The following is a 17,153-nucleotide window of genomic DNA, read 5'->3' as shown; positions in this document are numbered from 1 at the left end:
TTCTCCCCCACCAGCCGAACGCGTACACCGTCAGTGCCAGCACCACCAGCAACAGGGCGAAGGCGTAGTACAGCAGCAAGACCCGTTCCCGCAGCCGAAGCACCGATCCACCCGAGTCGTGGAAGGGCTTGCGCCGCAACCCACCTGACAGCTGCGAGGCGCAGCAGAACCGTGAGCGCCTCCAGGCCGGGGTACTGCGGGCTCACGCCGAGAATCGGGTGCGGGTCGAACAGCCTCGCGACCGAAACTTGCCGTCCGTCGCACGGAAGAGCGCGTGCTTGTCGCGCGCGACCCTCATGATGGCCGCCTTCAGATGAGCCGGAGGCCGTGAGCGACGTGGACACCGTGATCGGTGCGCGCCGCGTGCTGCTGCACCGGCGTGCGCACCGCGCGCTTCCTGGCCGCGCGGGCGCGCACGAACTCGTGGACGATCGTGCGAAGCACGCGGAAGCCGTACGTTCACCCAGTATATTCAGGCCGTGGTTACCCAGCCGGCGGAACGGGGTGATGTCGACGCTGCCGCCACCGGGGACGAATCGGGAGCCCTTCGCGTAGTCCGCGCCGGCCAGCAGCGTGGCCCACGAGCCGCGTAATTTCGGCCGGGTCGGTGTTGTTGCCGTTGACGAAGACGATTTCGTCGACGATGGCGGGCATCCGCTCCGCAATGTGAGGCAGGTTCTTCGCCTCGTTCAGCGCGGGGACGATGACCGAGACACGGGGCCGATGAGTCTCCCGGGAATCGATGTCCCAGATGGAGGCAAGCGGCGTCACGTGCGTCGCTCCTTGCTTGCCGACCGAGTGTGCGTCGGCGCCGCGTCGTTCTGACCCGGACCGTTCATTGATAGCAAACCTCTGATGATTTGCACAAAATGCACGACCATGATGTGTAACGGAATGATCGCGCCGTTTCGGTTGGCTCAGAAGGCTGATTGTTACTTGCCACCTCGCGACGGCATCAATGGTTTTCCCTCATCAAAGCCGGTTTCACCGGCACCATCAGGGGGACGGCAGATGACAGGTCGATTACTGAACCTGCCTGTTTGCAGGGAAAACGTCCGATTTCAGCCGACCGGCAAAGAAAGTTTGCTAAAGCCCCCAATTGGGCACGTTATTTGCGAACGCAACAGTTACCAGCGAGATTCGCGGACGGGCCGCGGCCCCGAAAGGGATGTGTGACCAAGGCCATAACCGTCCGGGCCCGCTGGGTGCGGACCTTCGGGGGCCTCGGAGAGCCGGGGGTTCACCGTGCCTGTACGGCACGTTGCCGCAACGGCTTTCGCGGTAGCATCCGGCCATGCGCACCGTCGAGGTCTTCGCCGACGTTCTCTGCCCGTTCACGCACGCCGGCTTGCGCACGTTGATCGATCGCCGCACCGCGCTGGGACACGATGAGCCCCGGTTGCGCATCCGCGCCTGGCCGCTGGAGCTGATCAACGGCAAACCGCTGGACCCCTACCATATTGGCGCGGAGATAACGGCCTTGCGCGCCTCGGTGCGTCCCGACCTCTTCGCCGGCTTCTCCGTCGACACCTTCCCGGCCTCGTCCATGACGGCCTTCGCAGTGACGGCCGCGGCGGCCCGCACCGGAGACGCCGTCATGGTCGAGGAGGTCGGCATGGCCCTGCGCGACGCGCTGTTCGAGCAGGGCCTCGACATCGCTCAACGGGAGATCGTGGCCCCCATCGCGGACAGCTTTGGATTGAAAGCGCTTGATGCGCAAGAAACTTTGGCTGCCGTTCGGGCAGACTGGGACGAGGGTAAAGCCCGAGGGGTGATCGGATCTCCGCACTTCTTCACCGGTGTGGGCGAGAGCCGGTTCTGCCCGGTGCTCGACATCAGCCGCGACGACGTGGGCAACTTCGTCATCGCCTGGAAGCAGGGCACCGAGGCGTTCGTCGACAGCCTGCTCGGCTGAGCCGTGAGCGCGCACTTCACCGTCCTGGCGACACTCGCCCTGGCCATCCTGCTCAGCCCGGAAACGTTCGTCCCGGGGCTGGTCATCGCCAGCGACAAGAATGTTCCCCGGCAGGCGTCGCGTTGGCGATCGGCGGGGGCCGGGAACAAATCCGAGCACTCCGCCGTTAGCTACTTCGGAAACTTGAGCGGAACACACTCAAGTTCGGGTTGACAGGAGACCGTCGGTGGAGCAGGCTTGAGCCTGGTCCGCTCAGACCCAAGACGTAACTATTCAGGAGGAATACAACATGGCTCGTGCGGTCGGCATCGACCTCGGGACCACCAACTCCGTCGTCGCGGTACTGGAGGGTGGCGACCCAGTGGTCGTCGCCAACTCCGAAGGGTCCCGCACCACGCCGTCGGTGGTCGCCTTTGCTCGTAACGGCGAAGTGCTGGTGGGCCAGCCCGCCAAGAACCAGGCAGTGACCAACGTCGACCGGACCATCCGTTCGGTCAAGCGGCACATGGGCACCGACTGGTCCGTCGAAATCGACGGCAAGGACTACACCGCGCAGGAGATCAGCGCCCGGGTGCTGATGAAGCTCAAGCGCGACGCGGAGAGCTACCTCGGTGAGGACATCACCGACGCGGTCATCACCGTGCCCGCCTACTTCAATGACGCTCAGCGCCAGGCCACCAAGGAAGCCGGCCAGATCGCCGGCCTCAACGTGCTGCGCATCGTCAACGAGCCCACCGCCGCGGCCCTGGCCTACGGCCTGGACAAGGGCAGCAAGGAACAGACCATCCTGGTCTTCGACCTCGGTGGCGGCACGTTCGACGTCTCGCTGCTGGAGATCGGCGACGGGGTCGTCGAGGTGCGCGCCACCTCCGGGGACAACCACCTCGGTGGCGACGACTGGGACGACCGGATCGTCGAATGGCTCGTCGACAAGTTCAAGGCCTCGGCCGGTATCGACCTGACCAAGGACAAGATGGCCATGCAGCGGCTGCGAGAAGCGGCCGAGAAGGCCAAGATCGAGCTGAGCTCCAGCGGGAGCACCTCGATCAACCTGCCCTACATCACCGTTGACGCCGACAAGAACCCGCTGTTCCTCGATGAGCAGCTGACCCGCTCGGAGTTCCAGAAGATCACGCAGGATCTGCTCGACCGCACACGTCAGCCGTTCCAGCAGGTCATCAAGGACGCCGGAATCTCGGTGGCCGACATCGACCACGTCGTGCTGGTGGGTGGTTCCACCCGTATGCCCGCGGTGACCGAGCTGGTCAAGGAGCTCACCGGCGGCAAGGAGCCCAACAAGGGCGTGAACCCCGATGAGGTCGTCGCCGTCGGCGCCGCCCTGCAGGCCGGCGTGCTCAAGGGCGAGGTCAAGGACGTGCTGCTGCTCGACGTCACCCCGCTGTCGCTGGGTATCGAGACCAAGGGCGGCGTGATGACCAAGCTCATCGAGCGCAACACCACCATCCCGACCAAGCGGTCGGAGACTTTCACCACCGCCGACGACAACCAGCCGTCGGTGCAGATCCAGGTCTATCAGGGTGAGCGAGAGATCGCCGCACACAACAAGCTGCTCGGCAGCTTCGAGCTGACCGGTATCCCGCCGGCCCCGCGCGGCGTGCCCCAAATCGAGGTCACCTTCGACATCGACGCCAACGGCATCGTGCACGTCACGGCCAAGGACAAGGGCACCGGCAAGGAGAACACGATCAAGATCCAGGAAGGCTCCGGCCTGTCCAAGGAGGAGATCGACCGGATGATCAAGGACGCCGAGGCGCACGCCGAGGAGGACCGCAAGCGTCGCGAAGAGGCCGACGTCCGCAACCAGGCCGAGTCGCTGGTCTATCAGACGGAGAAGTTCGTCAAGGAGCAGCGCGAGGCTGAGGGGGGTTCGAAGGTTCCCGAGGAGACGCTCGCCAAGGTCGACTCCGCGATCGCCGAGGCCAAGACGGCACTCGATGGCAGCGACATCGGCGCGATCAAGTCGGCCATGGAGAAGCTGGGCGTCGAGAGCCAGGCTCTCGGGCAGGCGATCTACGAGGCCACCCAGGCCGGGCAGCCCGCGGGCGGGGACGCCGGCGGTTCGTCGAACGATGACGTGGTGGACGCCGAGGTTGTCGAGGACGATCAGGAGAACAAGTGAGTCAAGGGCATGCAGACGAACCGGTGACCGTCACCGACAAGCGTCGCATCGACCCCCGCACCGGAGAGATTCGCGAGGGCGCTTCCGGCCCGGCCCCCGGTGGGCCGGCGCCGGAGGCCTCCGCGCCGGTGGGTGGCGAGTTGGCGGACAAGGTCGCCGAGCTGACGTCGGACCTGCAGCGTGTGCAGGCCGACTTCGCCAACTACCGCAAACGCGCGCTGCGCGATCAGCAGGTGGCAGGCGAGCGGGCCAAGGCCGTCGTGGTGAGCCAATTGCTTACCGTGCTCGACGATCTGGACCGCGCCCGCAGCCACGGTGATCTAGATGCCGGCCCGCTGAAGTCGGTGGCCGACAAGCTGACTTCCGTGCTGACCGGGCTGGGCCTGACGGCTTTCGGTGCTGAGGGTGACGAGTTCGACCCGTCACTTCACGAGGCCGTGCAGCACGAGGGCGAGGGCTCCAAGCCGGTGATCGGCACCGTGATGCGACAGGGCTACAAGCTCGGCGAGCAGGTGCTGCGGCACGCCTTGGTCGGCGTGGTCGACACCGTCGCGGTCGAGGACGCTCCGGCCGACACGCCGCAGAACGCGGGGGAGTCGGGCACCCAGAACGCACAATCAAATTAGCAGCCACGAGACAAAGGTGAGGAGGTGACGCGGCATGGTTCAACGAGAATGGGTTGAGAAGGACTTCTACAAGGTGCTCGGCGTCTCCTCTGACGCCGACGAGGCCGAGATCAAGCGGGTGGCCCGAAAGCTGCTCGCGGAGAATCATCCCGACCGCAATCCGAACAACCCTGAGGCCGAGGAGAAGTACAAGGCCGTCGGGGAGGCCAAGGACGTCCTGCTCGATGCGGCCAAGCGCAAGGAGTACGACGAGACGCGCCGGCTGTTCGCCGGCGGCGGCTTCGGCCGCCGGTTCAACGGCGGTGGCGGTGGCGGTGGCGGCTACACGGTCTACGACGACGGCAGCGGTGGATTCAATCTCAACGACCTGTTCGGTCAGGCCGGGCAGGACGGCGGCACCAACATCGGTGACCTGTTCGGCGGCCTGTTCGGCCGCGGCGCTGAGCCACGGCCCAGCCGGCCTCGCCGCGGCAAGGATCTGGAGACCGAAACCGATCTTGGCTTCCTCGAGGCGACCAAGGGTGTCGCCATGCCGCTGCGGCTGACCAGTCCGGCACCGTGCACGAACTGCCATGGGAGTGGCGCGCGTCCGGGCACCAGTCCCAAGGTGTGTGCCACCTGCAACGGCTCCGGTGTGATCAACCGCAACCAGGGCGCGTTCGGCTTCTCCGAGCCGTGCACCGACTGCCGGGGCAGCGGCTCGATCATCGAGCACCCCTGCGCCGAGTGCCGCGGCACGGGCGTCACCACCCGAACCCGCACCATCAACGTGCGGATTCCCCCGGGAGTCGAAGACGGCCAGCGCATCCGGCTGGCTGGCCAGGGTGAGGCAGGGTTACGGGGCGCCCCGTCGGGCGACCTGTACGTCACCGTGCACGTGCGACCGGACAAGGTGTTCGGCCGCGACGGTGATGACCTGACGGTCACGGTTCCGGTCAGTTTTACCGAACTGGCTTTGGGCACAACGCTTTCCGTGCCCACGCTAGAGGGCAAGGTCGGTGTTCGGGTGCCCAAGGGCACGGCGGACGGCCGCATCCTTCGGGTGCGTGGACGTGGTGTGCCCAAGCGAAGCGGCGGGCACGGCGACCTGTTGGTCACCGTCAAGGTCGCGGTTCCGCCGAGCCTGGAGGGGCAGGCGCTGGAGGCGCTGCAAGCCTACGCGGCCGCCGAGAAGTCCAGCGGCTTCGACCCCCGAGCCGGATGGGCAGGTAACCGGGCATGAGTGCGTCAGAGGAGGCGCGGACTTTTCTGATCTCGGTGGCCGCCGAGCTGGCCGGTATGCATGCGCAGACGCTGCGCACCTACGACCGGCTCGGCCTGGTCAGCCCTCGGCGCAGTTCCGGTGGCGGACGCCGGTACTCGGAGCGCGACGTGGAACTGCTGCGCGAGGTGCAGCGGCTGTCCCAGGACGAGGGTGTCAACCTCGCCGGGATCAAGCGGATCATTGAGCTGACCAACCAGGTCGAGGCGCTGCAGTCCCGCATCCAGGAGATGAGCCGCGAGCTGGAGTCGTTGCGGGCCAACCAGCGTCGCGATCTGGCGGTCATGCCCAAGAGTACGGCGCTGGTGGTCTGGAAGCCGCGGCGCTAGTACGCCGAGCAGACGCAAAAGTCCCCGACACGCCGAGCGTGCGGGAGCTTTTGCGTCTGCTCGCGGGGAAAGTCAGCGGACCCGGATGCTGAAGGAGGTGGGATCTTCGAGGACCACCGACGGCAGCTGGCCATCGTCGAATTCTATCGGTGGGCGTCGATGTAACTCGTCAGATCATTGATGGTGCGCAGCGACTTGTACTCGGATTCGGGGATGTCGACCTCGAAGCGCTTGTGCAGCGCCACCAGGAAGTTCAGCCAGTCCATCGAGTCCAGGTCGACCTGGTCGCGCAGGAGCTCGCTGTCGCTGAGATCGCCCTCCTCGACCTCCGGTGCGATCGCGAGCAACTCCGCCACCACCTGATCGCGGATCTCCGCTTTGCTCATCTGAGTCTCCTCCTACAGCTCTTCGGGCTGCTGCAGCAGCCGGTTGATCTCGGCGAGGAACAGCGCACCCCGCGCGCCGTCACTGGCGCGGTGGTCGGCAGCAAGGCTGCTCTGAACCGTGGTGGCCACCCGGATACCGCCGTCAACCACCACCACCCGCTGCGCGGCCTTGCCGAAGCCGACGATCGCCACCTGTGGCGGGTAGATGACACCGAAGACGGCGTCCACACCCTTGTCGCCGAGATTTGTCAACGTGATGGTCGGATCGGACATCTCCGAACTACGCAGCGATCCGGCTCTGGCCCGGGCCACCAGATCGGTCAGGTCGCGCATCAGCTCGTCGAGCTTCTTCTCGTTGACGTCGTGGATGGCCGGAGCCACCAGGCCCCCGCCGCGCAGCGAGATCGCCACGCCGACATGAACCTGCTCGGAGGCCTCGAAGCCGTCGTCGTGCCAGAATCCGTTGAACTCCTTGAACCGCTGGGCGGCCAGCGCGACGGCCTTGAGTTGCAGCACCGCGGACAGCATCCGCTCGGTGATGGGCAGACCGGCGTTCTGCTCGGTGAGCCACGCCAGGGCGGTGTCGAGAATGATCTCGTCGGCCAGGTAGTAGTGCGGGATCTCCCGCTTCGAGCGGCTCATCGCCGCGGCGATCGACGCGCGCATCGCTTCGCCGCGTGCGCGGGCCTTCTGGGCGGCCGACATCGGCTCGGCCGACGCCGCGGGCTTGGGTACCGGTGCCGGCTTGGGTGCTTCGTGATGCGCGGTGGCCGCGGCGTGCTCGACGTCGTGCAGCGTGATCGCGCCCTGCGGGCCGGTACCCGTCAGAGTCTTCAGGTCCACTCCCAGCGAGGCGGCGATACGCCGAGCGACCGGTGAAACCCACATCCGGTGGCCCACCGGCGACGGGGCCGCCGCCTGCGGTGTGGCCGTCGGTATCTGCTCGTGGGTGGCTTCCGGGGCTGGGGACTGGGTCACGAGTGCGGGTGCGGCCGCACGCGGTTCGGCCTTCTCGCCGGGCTCCAACAGAGTGGCCAGCGGAGTGCCGACCGCCACGGTCTGGCCGACCGGCACCAGCAGCTCGCCGACCACGCCGTCGTGCCAGCACTCGATTTCGACTGCGGCCTTTGTGGTTTCGACGATGGCCACGATCTGGCCCCGGGTCACTGTGTCGCCGGGCTTGATCATCCACTCGTTGAGCGTGCCCTCGTCCATGTCGGCCCCGAGGGCCGGCATCGTGAATTCGATCATCGGCGTTCCCCGAACAGGCCGCGCACCGCGGCCACGATCTTGCCGGGCTGCGGCAGCGCCGCCTCCTCGAGGTGTTTGGCATAGGGGATGGGTACCTCGACGGTGCAGACCCTGCCGACCGGCGCGTCGAGGTCATAGAACGCCCCCTCCATGATGCGGGCGCTGATCTCGCCGGCCAGGCTGCCGGTGTGCCAGGCTTCGTCGACGATCACCGCGCGGTGCGTTTTGCGCACCGACTCCAGGATCGTCTCGTCGTCCAGTGGCCGCAGCACCCGCAGATCGACGACCTCGCAGTCGATTCCGGACTGCGCCAGCTGATCGGCGGCGTCGAGCACCTTCGGCAGGCTGCCGCCGTAGGTGATCAGGGTCGCGTCAGTGCCGTTGCGACGCAACGCCGCGCGGGAGATGTCGGTCGGTGCGAGTTCGTCGAGATCAGTCGAGGCGTTGTAGAGCCCGACGTGCTCGAAGATGATCACGGGGTCGGGGTTGCCCAGCGCGGTGCGCAGCATCCCGTAGGCGTCGGCGACCGTGGCGGGCGCCACGACGGTGATGCCGGGGATGTGGGCGTACCAGTTCTCCAGGCTGTGCGAGTGCTGCGCAGCCAGCTGCCGCCCGGCACCGGTGGCCATTCGCACCACGACCGGAACCGAGAACTGCCCGTTGGACATGTGCCGCAGGGCCGAGGCGGTGTTGACGATCTGGTCGAGCGCCAGCAGGCTGAAGTTCACCGTCATCACCTCGACGATCGGACGCAGCCCGTTGAGGGCAGCCCCGATCCCGATGCCGACGAAACCCAGCTCCGAGAGCGGGGTGTCGCGGATGCGGTCCGGCCCGAACTCCGCGAGCAGTCCCTTCGACACCGCATACGTCCCGCCGTAGCGGCCGACGTCCTCACCGAGCAGGACCACCCGCTCGTCGGCGCGCATCGCCTCGGCGATCGCGTCGTGCACGGCGCCGCGATAGCTGGCTTTCACGTGACCGCCTCCGCTGCAATGGGTGTCATGACATGACGGGTGAGGTCGTCCACGCTCTCCAGGGTCCCCGCCTCGGCGTAGGCGACGGCGTCGGCCACCTCGCCGGCCACCGCCGCCTCGATGGCCGCGAGGTCCTCGGCGGTCAGCAGGCCCTCGGCGAGGCACTTGTCGGTGAACGTCCGGATCGGGTCGCGTTCGCGCCACTTCTCCACTTCGGCCTTCTCACGGTAGAGCTCGGGATCGAACATGGAGTGCGGCCGGAACCGGTAAGTCTGGAACTCGAGGAAGAACGGGCCGTCGCCGGTGCGGACGTGCTCGACAGCCTGCTGCATGGCCGCATGGCAGGCCTGGACATCCATGCCGTCCGTCCGCGCTGCAGGTACTCGGTAGGACTCGGCCAGCACGACGAGATCGACGTCGGAGAGCTCCCGGTCGATCGAGGTGCCCATCGCGTAACGGTTGTTCTCACAGCAGAACAGCACCGGCAGCTTCCACAGCTCGGCCATGTTCATGGTCTCGTGGAAGGCACCCTCGGCGATCGCGCCGTCACCGAAGTAGCAGGCGGTCACCTGATTTCGCTTCAGGTGAGCATCAGCGAAGGCCAGCCCGGCGGCCGTCGGCAGGCCGGCGGCCACGATCGCGTTGCCGCCGTAGAACCGCCGGCCGGCGTCGAACAGGTGCATCGACCCGCCGCGTCCGCCCGAGCAGCCTTCCTGCTTGCCGAACATCTCGGCCATGATCTTGTTCATCGGGATACCGCGCAGCAGGGCGTGGGCGTGTTCGCGGTAGGTGGCGATCACCCCGTCCTGCGGGCCGAGTACCCGCAGCGAGCCGGCGGCTACCGCCTCCTCACCGACGTAGAGGTGCAGGAAGCCGCGGATCTTACCGGCGCTGTACATCTCGGCGCACTTCTCCTCCATGCGCCGCACCCGGATCATGTCGGTCAGGAGTGCGCGCACGAGGCCGGCGTCGGTCACGCCTTCACCCCCGCCGGGCTCTCCACCGTCGAGATGTCGCCCTCGGGCAGGCCGAGTTCACGGGCCTTGAGCAGCCGGCGCATGATCTTGCCGGAGCGGGTGTGCGGCAGCGAGTCGACGAAGTCGATCTCCTTGGGCGCCACCGCCGCTCCGAGCCGCTTACGCGCGTGCCCCATCAGGTCGCGGCGCAGCGCGTCGTCACCGGTGTAGCCGGACTTGAGTGTGACGAAGGCCTTCACCAGTTCGCCGTAGGTCGGGTCGGGCTTGCCGATCACGGCGGCCTCGGCGACGGCGGGATGGTCGGTCAGGACGTTCTCCACCTCGAACGGGCCGATCAGATGTCCGGACGCCTTGATGACGTCGTCGGTGCGCCCGACGAACCACAGGTACCCGTCGGCGTCGCGCTTGACCAGATCACCCGACAGGTACAGGTCGTCGTGAAAACACTTGCGGTACCGCTCTTCCTGATTGAGGTAGCCGCGGAACATCGAGGGCCAGCCCAGCCGGAGCGCCAGCTCACCTTCGACACCGGGCTCCTCGATGACCCGCACCGCGCCGGTCTCCTGGTCGTGGTCGACCACGCAGGCTTCGACCCCGGGTAGGGGGCGGCCCATCGAGCCGGGCTTGATGTCGAAGGCAGGCGTGTTGGCGACCATGATGCCGCCGGTCTCGGTCTGCCACCAGTTGTCGTGAATTGGCAAGCCCAGCACCCGTTTTCCCCACCAGACCGCTTCGGCGTTGAGCGGCTCACCGACGCTGGCGATGAATCTCAGATGCGGGAAGCGGTACTTGGCGGGCAGTTCAGGTCCGGCCTTGATCAGCATCCTGATCGCCGTCGGCGCGGTGTACCAGACGCTGACTTCCTCGTCCTGCAGGATCCGGTACCACCGCTCGGCGTCGAACTCGGCCTCGTCGATGATCGACGTGACACCGTGCAGCAGCGGGGAGATGATTCCGTAGGACGTTCCGGTGACCCATCCGGGATCGGCTGTGCACCAATAGATGTCACCGTCGTGCAGGTCGAGTGCGTAGCGCCCGGTGATGTAGTGCATCTTGACCGCGCCGTGAACGTGCTGGGCGCCCTTGGGGGTTCCGGTGGTGCCGCTGGTGAAGTGCAGCAGCGACGGGTCGTCGGCGGTGGTGTGCTCGATCGGCGCGTCCTCGGGAGCTTCGTCCATCAGCCGGTGGAAGTCGAGGGTGTCCGGGATCTCCGCGTCCTCGTCGCTGACCACCAGGACGTGTTTGACCGTCGTCAGCTGGTCGCGGATCTTGGCGATCTTGCGCTTGTAGATCGCGGCGGTGGTGACGATGACGTCGGCCGATCCGATGGTCACGCGAGTGGCGATCGGCTCGGGGCCGAACGCGGAGAACAGCGGCGAGACCACGCTGCCGTTGCGCAGCGCGCCGAGCATGCTGATGTAGAGCTCGGGGACGCGGCCCATGATGACGAAGACGCGGTCACCCTTGCCGATCTCCAGACCGCGCAGCACATTGGTGAACTTGCGGGTCAGCCGGCCCAGCTCGGCATAGCTGACGTCGTGGGTGGTCAGTTCGGCCGAGTCGGGGGTATCGGCGATGAACCGCAACGCGGTCCTCCCGGCCTCCTGGCCCTCGGCGTGCCGGTCGACGGCGGCGTAGGCGATGTTGCATCCGCCTTCGCCCATGCCGGCGCACACATCGGGCACCGCCGGCCAGTCGAACGACGCACGGGTCTGCTCATAGTCGGTGAGGTTCGGTGTGACCCTCAGGTCACCGGCCCCCTTGTGGATGACGTCCATATCCCCCCTAGGCATGCGGCGGGGCGAGCGCGCCGTCGCGGCGAGCGCGCCCCAGATTTGCCATCACTCGCTCGACCACGACAGCGTAAGCTGCGCCGTCGTTGAGAATGTCCTCGCGGTCGTGATGACGAAGGTAGGCGTCCAGACGTCGCTCCAGCGGCCAGTTCCAGTAGTCCTTCTTGGTGAAGGGCGAACACAGGAATTGCCAAGCGATGGTGTCGAGTTCACGGTCACCGGTCTCGTCGACACCGGTCGTCGTCATCACAGCCCCTAACTGCCCTACCCCTCGGCATGCGATGCTCGTCTCAGGGCCAGTCGTTTGAACAGGGACGAAAGTCACAGACCTTGTGGCCGGTCGGCTCAACCCTCGAGCGGGTCGTACCCGATGCGCTTCGGAGGCGCGCCCTTGGCGATCAATGCGTCGCGGGTGGCGCGAACCATCGCCGGCCCGCCGCAGATCAGGATCTGGCGGTCACCCCACCCGCCATACTTCGTGACGACCTCGGGCAGCCGGCCGGTCTGGCGCACGTGCAGTCCGCGGGGTGGCTGGACGTCGGGGAAGTCGGCGGCCCATGGCGGATCCCCGGCGTACTCCGATACCGGGGACACCGACAGCCATGGGTTGGCGGCGGCGATCTCCCACAGCGTCCGCAGGTCGTACAACTCGCAGGGGTATCGGGCGCCGAAGAACAGGTGCACGCGGGGGTTGTCGGCAAAGCGGCAGAGGTCCATGATGATCGCCCGCAGCGGGGCCAGCCCGGTGCTGCCAGCCACCATCAGCACGTCACCGCCGGTGCGGTCGACCTCCATCGCGCCGTGCGGGCTCGACAGCCGCCAGCGCTCGCCGGGCCGGGTCTCGGCCACCATCGAGTTGCTGACCATGCCGCCGAGCACGGAGCGGACGTGGAACTCGATATCGCCCGCCGGATCGGCGGGCATGGCCGGCGACAGGTAGCGCCACCGCCGGGGCCATTGCGGGATCTGGACGTTGACGTACTGGCCGGGGTGATACGGCATCGGCCGGTCGAGGTGCAGGCGCACGACGGCGATGTCCCGGGACACGCGGTGGTGCTCCAGGACGGTGCCCTCCCACCACGGCGGGCCGACCTCGGCGTCGGCCGCCCCGGACATGATTCCGGTGATCAGGTTGATGGCCTGGGTGGCCGCGTCGTCGACGGCGTCGGTCCAGTCCGCACCCAGGTGGTGGCGCATCTCGGTGTACCAGGCCCGCCGCATGCTGTCGTAATGCTGTTGTCCCACACCGTATTTGCGGTGGTCTCGGCCAAGCTGGGCGAGAAACGCCACGGGGGTCTGGGCGCGTTGGGCCACGAACTCGCCGAACACCCAGTGCATGGCCTGTCCGAACGCCGCGCGCTGGTGGTCCAGCTCGGGTGGGAAGAGGTCACGCACTGATGTGTCCAGGGCGAACCATCGGGTGTAGAGGCGCCGGATCAGCTCCTCGGAGCCGGCCTGCGGGTCCAGCGCGGCCTGCAACACCCGCAGCGCGTCACGGTCCTCGAGGCCCATGGGCGCGATTGTAGGGACGCCGATGGCCGGGCCCGGTGCCGAGTCGGGATTGCCTGCGGCCTAGAGGCCGTGAATGCCCTTGTAGAGCACCATCAACCCGAGGATCACCAGGATGGCGGCCACCAGTGTGGCGTGCTGCTCCTCCATCCAGTTCTTCAGCCTTGTCAGCGGCTCGTCCAACTTCTCACCGGCTACCAGATAGGCCAGTACCGGCAGTGCCACCGAGGATGCGGCCACGGCGGTGAAGACCACGTCGGCCGTCCAGGCGCCCGTGGCGCCCAGCCCTGCCGACCCGATCGCCAAACCCGCTGCGGCGCACATGAAAAGGACCTTGGGGTTGACGACCGCCAGCACGATCGCGGTGACGAACGCCCGGCCGGGTCCGATCGTCGTCATCGACGTCATCCATCCCGGCGTGTGCGCGGAACGGTTCCGGGTGAACCATCGGTAGAGGCCGGACACGATCAGCGCGACGCCGACCACGATGCGGACGTAGGGTGCCCACGTCGGCTGTTTGTTGAGCCCGCCCAGCGCATTGGAGACGGCCACAAGACCAGCGGTCAGTCCGGCGATGCCGATCGCCCAGCCGACCAGGAATGCGATGCTCGTGGGCCGGGGCTTCGGGGTGTGGAGCATCAGGATGCCCGGGATGACCGACAGCGGCGACAGGGTGATGACCAAGGCCAGCGAGATCAGTTCGGGGAGCTCTGCGCCCAGGCTGCTCGTCACGCGAAGCAACGTACCAAGTAGACGCTGACCGTACTATCTCTGCGCGTGGACCATGACAGCCGCCAGCGAGCTCTCCTCTACGCCTCGGGTGCCGCCGCCGTCTTGCTCCTGCTGATCCTGGTGTTCGCTGTCCTCCACACCGCGGACAGCTCCCGGCACCGCCCCTCGGCCCCGGTCACCCCGTCCTCGCGGACCACGTCGACCTCCGCGCCGCACGCCACGACGACGCGGACGACGCCGGCGACCACGTCACCGTCAATCTCCACCACCGCCATCATGCCCACCAGTGAGACGCCGTCGTCGCCGACCCAGAGTGCGGCGGAGATCGCGCCGCCGCCGGGGTCGACGACCACCGAGCCCACGACGACGACAACGATTTTCAACCCGTACGCCACCACCACATCGGCCAACGCCGGAGCGTACTGAGCATGCGGCTGCACGTTCGCTGCGGACGACGGCGGAGTGCAATTCTGCGGTTTCGCACCGAACGCCCAGGCCCCACCAATCGCCCTGCTCGCACAGGCCCCAGCAGCTCAGCTTTCCCTCGACGATCGATCATGTGTTCGAATAATGTTGGAAAACAGATGTCAGAAGGCCCTATCGAAGGCCGGGGAGAATTTCGTAAACTTGAGCGGAACAGACTCAATATTGGCGGCGTTGTAAACCTCGGCAAGCTTTTCTAGGAGAAACGGAGGTGTCGTGGACTCATTCAACCCGACCACCAAGACCCAGGCGGCACTGACCGCCGCGTTGCAGGCTGCCAGTGCGGCCGGTAATCCGGAGATCAGGCCCGCCCATCTGCTGTTGGCGCTGCTAACGCAGGCGGACGGCATCGCTGCGCCACTGTTGGAGGCTGTCGGGGTGGACCCCGCCACCATCCGCGCGGAGGCTCAGCGCATGGTCGACCGGCTGCCGACCAGCAGCGGCGCGACCTCGCAGCCGCAGTTGTCGCGCGAGTCGCTCGCCGCGATCACCGCGGCTCAGCAGCTGGCCACCGAGATGGACGACGAGTACGTCTCCACCGAACATCTGATGGTCGGGCTGGCCACCGGCGACTCTGAGGTCGCCAAACTGCTCACCGGTCACGGCGCCTCTCCACAGGCGTTGCGCGACGCGTTCGTCAAGGTGCGCGGCAGTACCCGGGTCACCAGCCCGGACCCCGAAGCCAGCTATCAGGCGCTGGAGAAGTACTCCACCGATCTCACCGCGCGCGCCCGCGAAGGCAAGCTCGACCCGGTCATCGGCCGTGACAACGAGATCCGTCGCGTCATCCAGGTGCTGAGCCGTCGCACCAAGAACAACCCGGTGCTCATCGGTGAACCCGGCGTGGGCAAGACGGCCATCGTCGAAGGCCTCGCCCAGCGCATCGTCGCCGGCGACGTCCCAGAGAGCCTGCGCGGCAAGAGCGTCATCTCCCTGGACCTCGGGTCCATGGTGGCCGGCGCCAAGTACCGCGGTGAGTTCGAGGAACGGCTCAAGGCGGTTCTCGACGACATCAAGAACTCGGCTGGTCAGATCATCACCTTCATCGACGAGTTGCACACCATCGTGGGTGCAGGCGCGACCGGTGAAGGTGCCATGGACGCCGGCAACATGATCAAGCCGATGCTGGCCCGCGGCGAGCTGCGGATGGTCGGCGCGACCACCCTCGACGAGTACCGCAAGTACATCGAGAAGGACGCCGCCCTGGAGCGCCGGTTCCAGCAGGTGCTGGTCGGTGAACCGTCAGTGGAGGACACCGTCGGCATTCTGCGCGGCCTGAAGGACCGCTACGAGGTGCATCACGGCGTGCAGATCATCGACTCCGCACTGGTAGCGGCGGCCACGCTGTCCGATCGCTACATCACCAGCCGGTTCCTGCCGGACAAGGCCATCGACCTCGTCGACGAGGCCGCGGCCCGGTTGCGCATGGAGATCGACTCGCGGCCCGTCGAGATCGACGAGGTCGAGAGGCTGGTGCGCCGGCTGGAGATCGAGGAGATGGCGCTGGCCAAGGAGGAGGACGTCGCCTCCAAGGAACGGCTGGAGAAGCTGCGTGCCGAGCTGGCCGATCACAAGGAGAAGCTGGCCGAGCTGACGACGCGTTGGCAGAACGAGAAGAACGCCATCGATATTGTGCGCGAGCTCAAGGAGCAGCTCGAGACGCTGCGCGGCGAAGCCGACCGGGCCGAGCGTGACGGTGACCTTGCCAAGGCCGCCGAACTGCGCTACGGCCGCATCCCGGAGGTGGAGAAGAAGCTCAACGCGGCACTGCCGCAGGTCGAAGCCCGCGAGGCGGTCATGCTCAAGGAGCAGGTCGGACCCGACGACATCGCCGACGTGGTGGCGTCGTGGACCGGAATTCCGGCCGGACGGCTGCTGGAGGGTGAGACCGCCAAGCTTCTGCGCATGGAGGAGGAGCTGGGCAAGCGCGTCGTCGGTCAGAAGAAGGCCGTGCAGGCCGTCAGCGATGCGGTGCGCCGCACCCGGGCCGGGGTCGCCGACCCGAACCGCCCGACCGGCTCGTTCCTGTTCCTCGGCCCGACCGGTGTGGGCAAGACCGAGCTAGCCAAGGCGCTGGCCGACTTCCTGTTCGACGACGAGCGGGCGATGGTCCGCGTTGACATGAGCGAGTACGGCGAGAAGCACTCGGTGGCCCGGCTCGTCGGTGCCCCGCCCGGGTACATCGGTTACGACCAGGGCGGTCAGCTGACCGAGGCGGTGCGCAGGCGCCCGTACACGGTGGTGCTGTTCGACGAGGTGGAGAAGGCCCACCCGGACGTATTCGACGTGCTGCTGCAGGTCCTCGACGAGGGCCGGCTGACCGACGGCCAGGGTCGCACGGTCGACTTCCGCAACACCATCCTCATCCTGACGTCCAACCTCGGGTCGGGCGGCAGCGAGGAGCAGGTGATGGCGGCGGTGCGCGCGGCGTTCAAGCCGGAGTTCATCAACCGCCTCGACGATGTGCTGATCTTCGAGGGTCTCAAGCCCGGCGAGCTGGTCCAGATCGTCGACATCCAGCTGGCACAGCTGCAGAAGCGGCTCGCCCAGCGCCGCCTGGAGTTGCGGGTGTCGCTGGAGGCCAAGAAGTGGCTCGCCGATCGCGGGTTCGACCCGGTCTACGGCGCTCGTCCGCTGCGGCGGCTGGTGCAGCAGGCGATCGGTGACCAGCTGGCCAAGCTGCTGCTGGCTGGTGAGGTCCACGACGGTGACGTGGTGTCGGTGAACGTCGCGCCGGACGGCGAAGGTCTCATCCTGGGCTGATTTGTTCGTCGAGC

General features: G+C 67.0%; 17 protein-coding genes. 6 read left to right on the top strand and 11 right to left on the bottom strand.

Features of this window, described 5'->3' with window-relative positions:
* Nucleotides 1-309: 309 nt before the first annotated feature.
* Both K9U37_RS19930 and K9U37_RS01735 read right to left on the bottom strand, forming a co-directional pair.
* A complete protein-coding gene (locus K9U37_RS19930; protein ID WP_272888162.1) occupies nt 310-444 on the bottom strand; it encodes a hypothetical protein in 135 nt (44 codons plus the stop codon).
* Between the two features lie 39 nt (nt 445-483).
* Nucleotides 484-771, bottom strand: a complete 288-nt coding sequence (locus tag K9U37_RS01735; protein ID WP_372489360.1) for a hypothetical protein — start codon at nt 769-771, stop codon at nt 484-486.
* A 523-nt stretch (nt 772-1,294) separates the two neighbouring features.
* On the opposite strand from K9U37_RS01735, the gene K9U37_RS01730 reads away from it, so the two are divergent.
* The 5 genes from K9U37_RS01730 (at nt 1,295) to K9U37_RS01710 (ending at nt 6,271) form a co-directional block, all read left to right on the top strand.
* The gene (locus K9U37_RS01730) at nt 1,295-1,915 is read left to right on the top strand and encodes a DsbA family oxidoreductase (protein WP_243070253.1); all 621 of its coding nucleotides are present in this window, start codon (nt 1,295-1,297) and stop codon (nt 1,913-1,915) included.
* Nucleotides 1,916-2,204: 289 nt separating this feature from the next.
* Nucleotides 2,205-4,055 (top strand): molecular chaperone DnaK, encoded by a 1,851-nt coding sequence (gene dnaK, locus K9U37_RS01725; protein ID WP_243070252.1) that lies wholly within the window; start codon nt 2,205-2,207, stop codon nt 4,053-4,055.
* Nucleotides 4,052-4,681, top strand: coding sequence for a nucleotide exchange factor GrpE (grpE, locus tag K9U37_RS01720; RefSeq protein WP_243070251.1), 630 nt, complete (start codon nt 4,052-4,054; stop codon nt 4,679-4,681). The genes dnaK and grpE overlap by 4 nt, the downstream gene beginning before the upstream one ends.
* Nucleotides 4,682-4,715: 34 nt before the next feature.
* Nucleotides 4,716-5,903, top strand: coding sequence for a molecular chaperone DnaJ (gene dnaJ, locus K9U37_RS01715; RefSeq protein WP_243070250.1), 1,188 nt, complete (start codon nt 4,716-4,718; stop codon nt 5,901-5,903).
* Nucleotides 5,900-6,271, top strand: coding sequence for a heat shock protein transcriptional repressor HspR (locus K9U37_RS01710; protein WP_243070249.1), 372 nt, complete (start codon nt 5,900-5,902; stop codon nt 6,269-6,271). Before dnaJ ends, K9U37_RS01710 begins: the two co-directional genes overlap by 4 nt.
* A 143-nt stretch (nt 6,272-6,414) precedes the next feature.
* Here K9U37_RS01710 and K9U37_RS01705 read toward each other — a convergent pair whose 3' ends face one another.
* From K9U37_RS01705 to K9U37_RS01665, 9 genes are all read right to left on the bottom strand, one after another.
* Nucleotides 6,415-6,657: an acyl carrier protein gene (locus K9U37_RS01705; RefSeq protein WP_243070248.1), complete on the bottom strand. Its 243-nt coding sequence runs from the start codon at nt 6,655-6,657 to the stop codon at nt 6,415-6,417.
* A gap of 12 nt (nt 6,658-6,669) precedes the next feature.
* Nucleotides 6,670-7,908 carry a dihydrolipoamide acetyltransferase family protein gene (locus K9U37_RS01700; RefSeq protein ID WP_243070247.1) on the bottom strand — a complete coding sequence of 413 codons (1,239 nt, stop codon included), beginning with the start codon at nt 7,906-7,908 and terminating at the stop codon, nt 6,670-6,672.
* Entirely contained in the window at nt 7,905-8,882 is a 978-nt protein-coding gene (locus tag K9U37_RS01695) for an alpha-ketoacid dehydrogenase subunit beta (RefSeq protein WP_243070246.1), read from the bottom strand. Before K9U37_RS01695 ends, K9U37_RS01700 begins: the two co-directional genes overlap by 4 nt.
* The gene (gene pdhA / locus K9U37_RS01690; RefSeq protein WP_243070245.1) at nt 8,879-9,859 is read right to left on the bottom strand and encodes a pyruvate dehydrogenase (acetyl-transferring) E1 component subunit alpha; all 981 of its coding nucleotides are present in this window, start codon (nt 9,857-9,859) and stop codon (nt 8,879-8,881) included. The genes K9U37_RS01695 and pdhA overlap by 4 nt, the downstream gene beginning before the upstream one ends.
* Nucleotides 9,856-11,637: an acetate--CoA ligase gene (acsA, locus tag K9U37_RS01685; protein WP_243073179.1), complete on the bottom strand. Its 1,782-nt coding sequence runs from the start codon at nt 11,635-11,637 to the stop codon at nt 9,856-9,858. Before acsA ends, pdhA begins: the two co-directional genes overlap by 4 nt.
* Nucleotides 11,638-11,644: 7 nt before the next feature.
* Nucleotides 11,645-11,899 carry a hypothetical protein gene (locus K9U37_RS01680; protein WP_243070244.1) on the bottom strand — a complete coding sequence of 85 codons (255 nt, stop codon included), beginning with the start codon at nt 11,897-11,899 and terminating at the stop codon, nt 11,645-11,647.
* A 98-nt stretch (nt 11,900-11,997) separates the two neighbouring features.
* Nucleotides 11,998-13,164 (bottom strand): FAD-binding oxidoreductase, encoded by a 1,167-nt coding sequence (locus K9U37_RS01675; protein WP_243070243.1) that lies wholly within the window; start codon nt 13,162-13,164, stop codon nt 11,998-12,000.
* Between the two features lie 60 nt (nt 13,165-13,224).
* Nucleotides 13,225-13,893, bottom strand: coding sequence for a GAP family protein (locus tag K9U37_RS01670; RefSeq protein WP_243070242.1), 669 nt, complete (start codon nt 13,891-13,893; stop codon nt 13,225-13,227).
* Between the two features lie 77 nt (nt 13,894-13,970).
* Nucleotides 13,971-14,303, bottom strand: a complete 333-nt coding sequence (locus K9U37_RS01665) for a hypothetical protein (RefSeq protein WP_243070241.1) — start codon at nt 14,301-14,303, stop codon at nt 13,971-13,973.
* Nucleotides 14,304-14,592: 289 nt separating this feature from the next.
* Between K9U37_RS01665 and clpB the strand changes: the two genes are divergently transcribed.
* A complete protein-coding gene (gene clpB / locus K9U37_RS01660; RefSeq protein WP_243070240.1) occupies nt 14,593-17,139 on the top strand; it encodes an ATP-dependent chaperone ClpB in 2,547 nt (848 codons plus the stop codon).
* Nucleotides 17,140-17,153 lie beyond the last annotated feature (14 nt).

Source organism: Candidatus Mycolicibacterium alkanivorans (assembly GCF_022760805.1).
Classification (GTDB): Bacteria; Actinomycetota; Actinomycetes; order Mycobacteriales; family Mycobacteriaceae; genus Mycobacterium; species Mycobacterium alkanivorans.
This window is presented reverse-complemented; position numbering and strand designations above follow the sequence as displayed.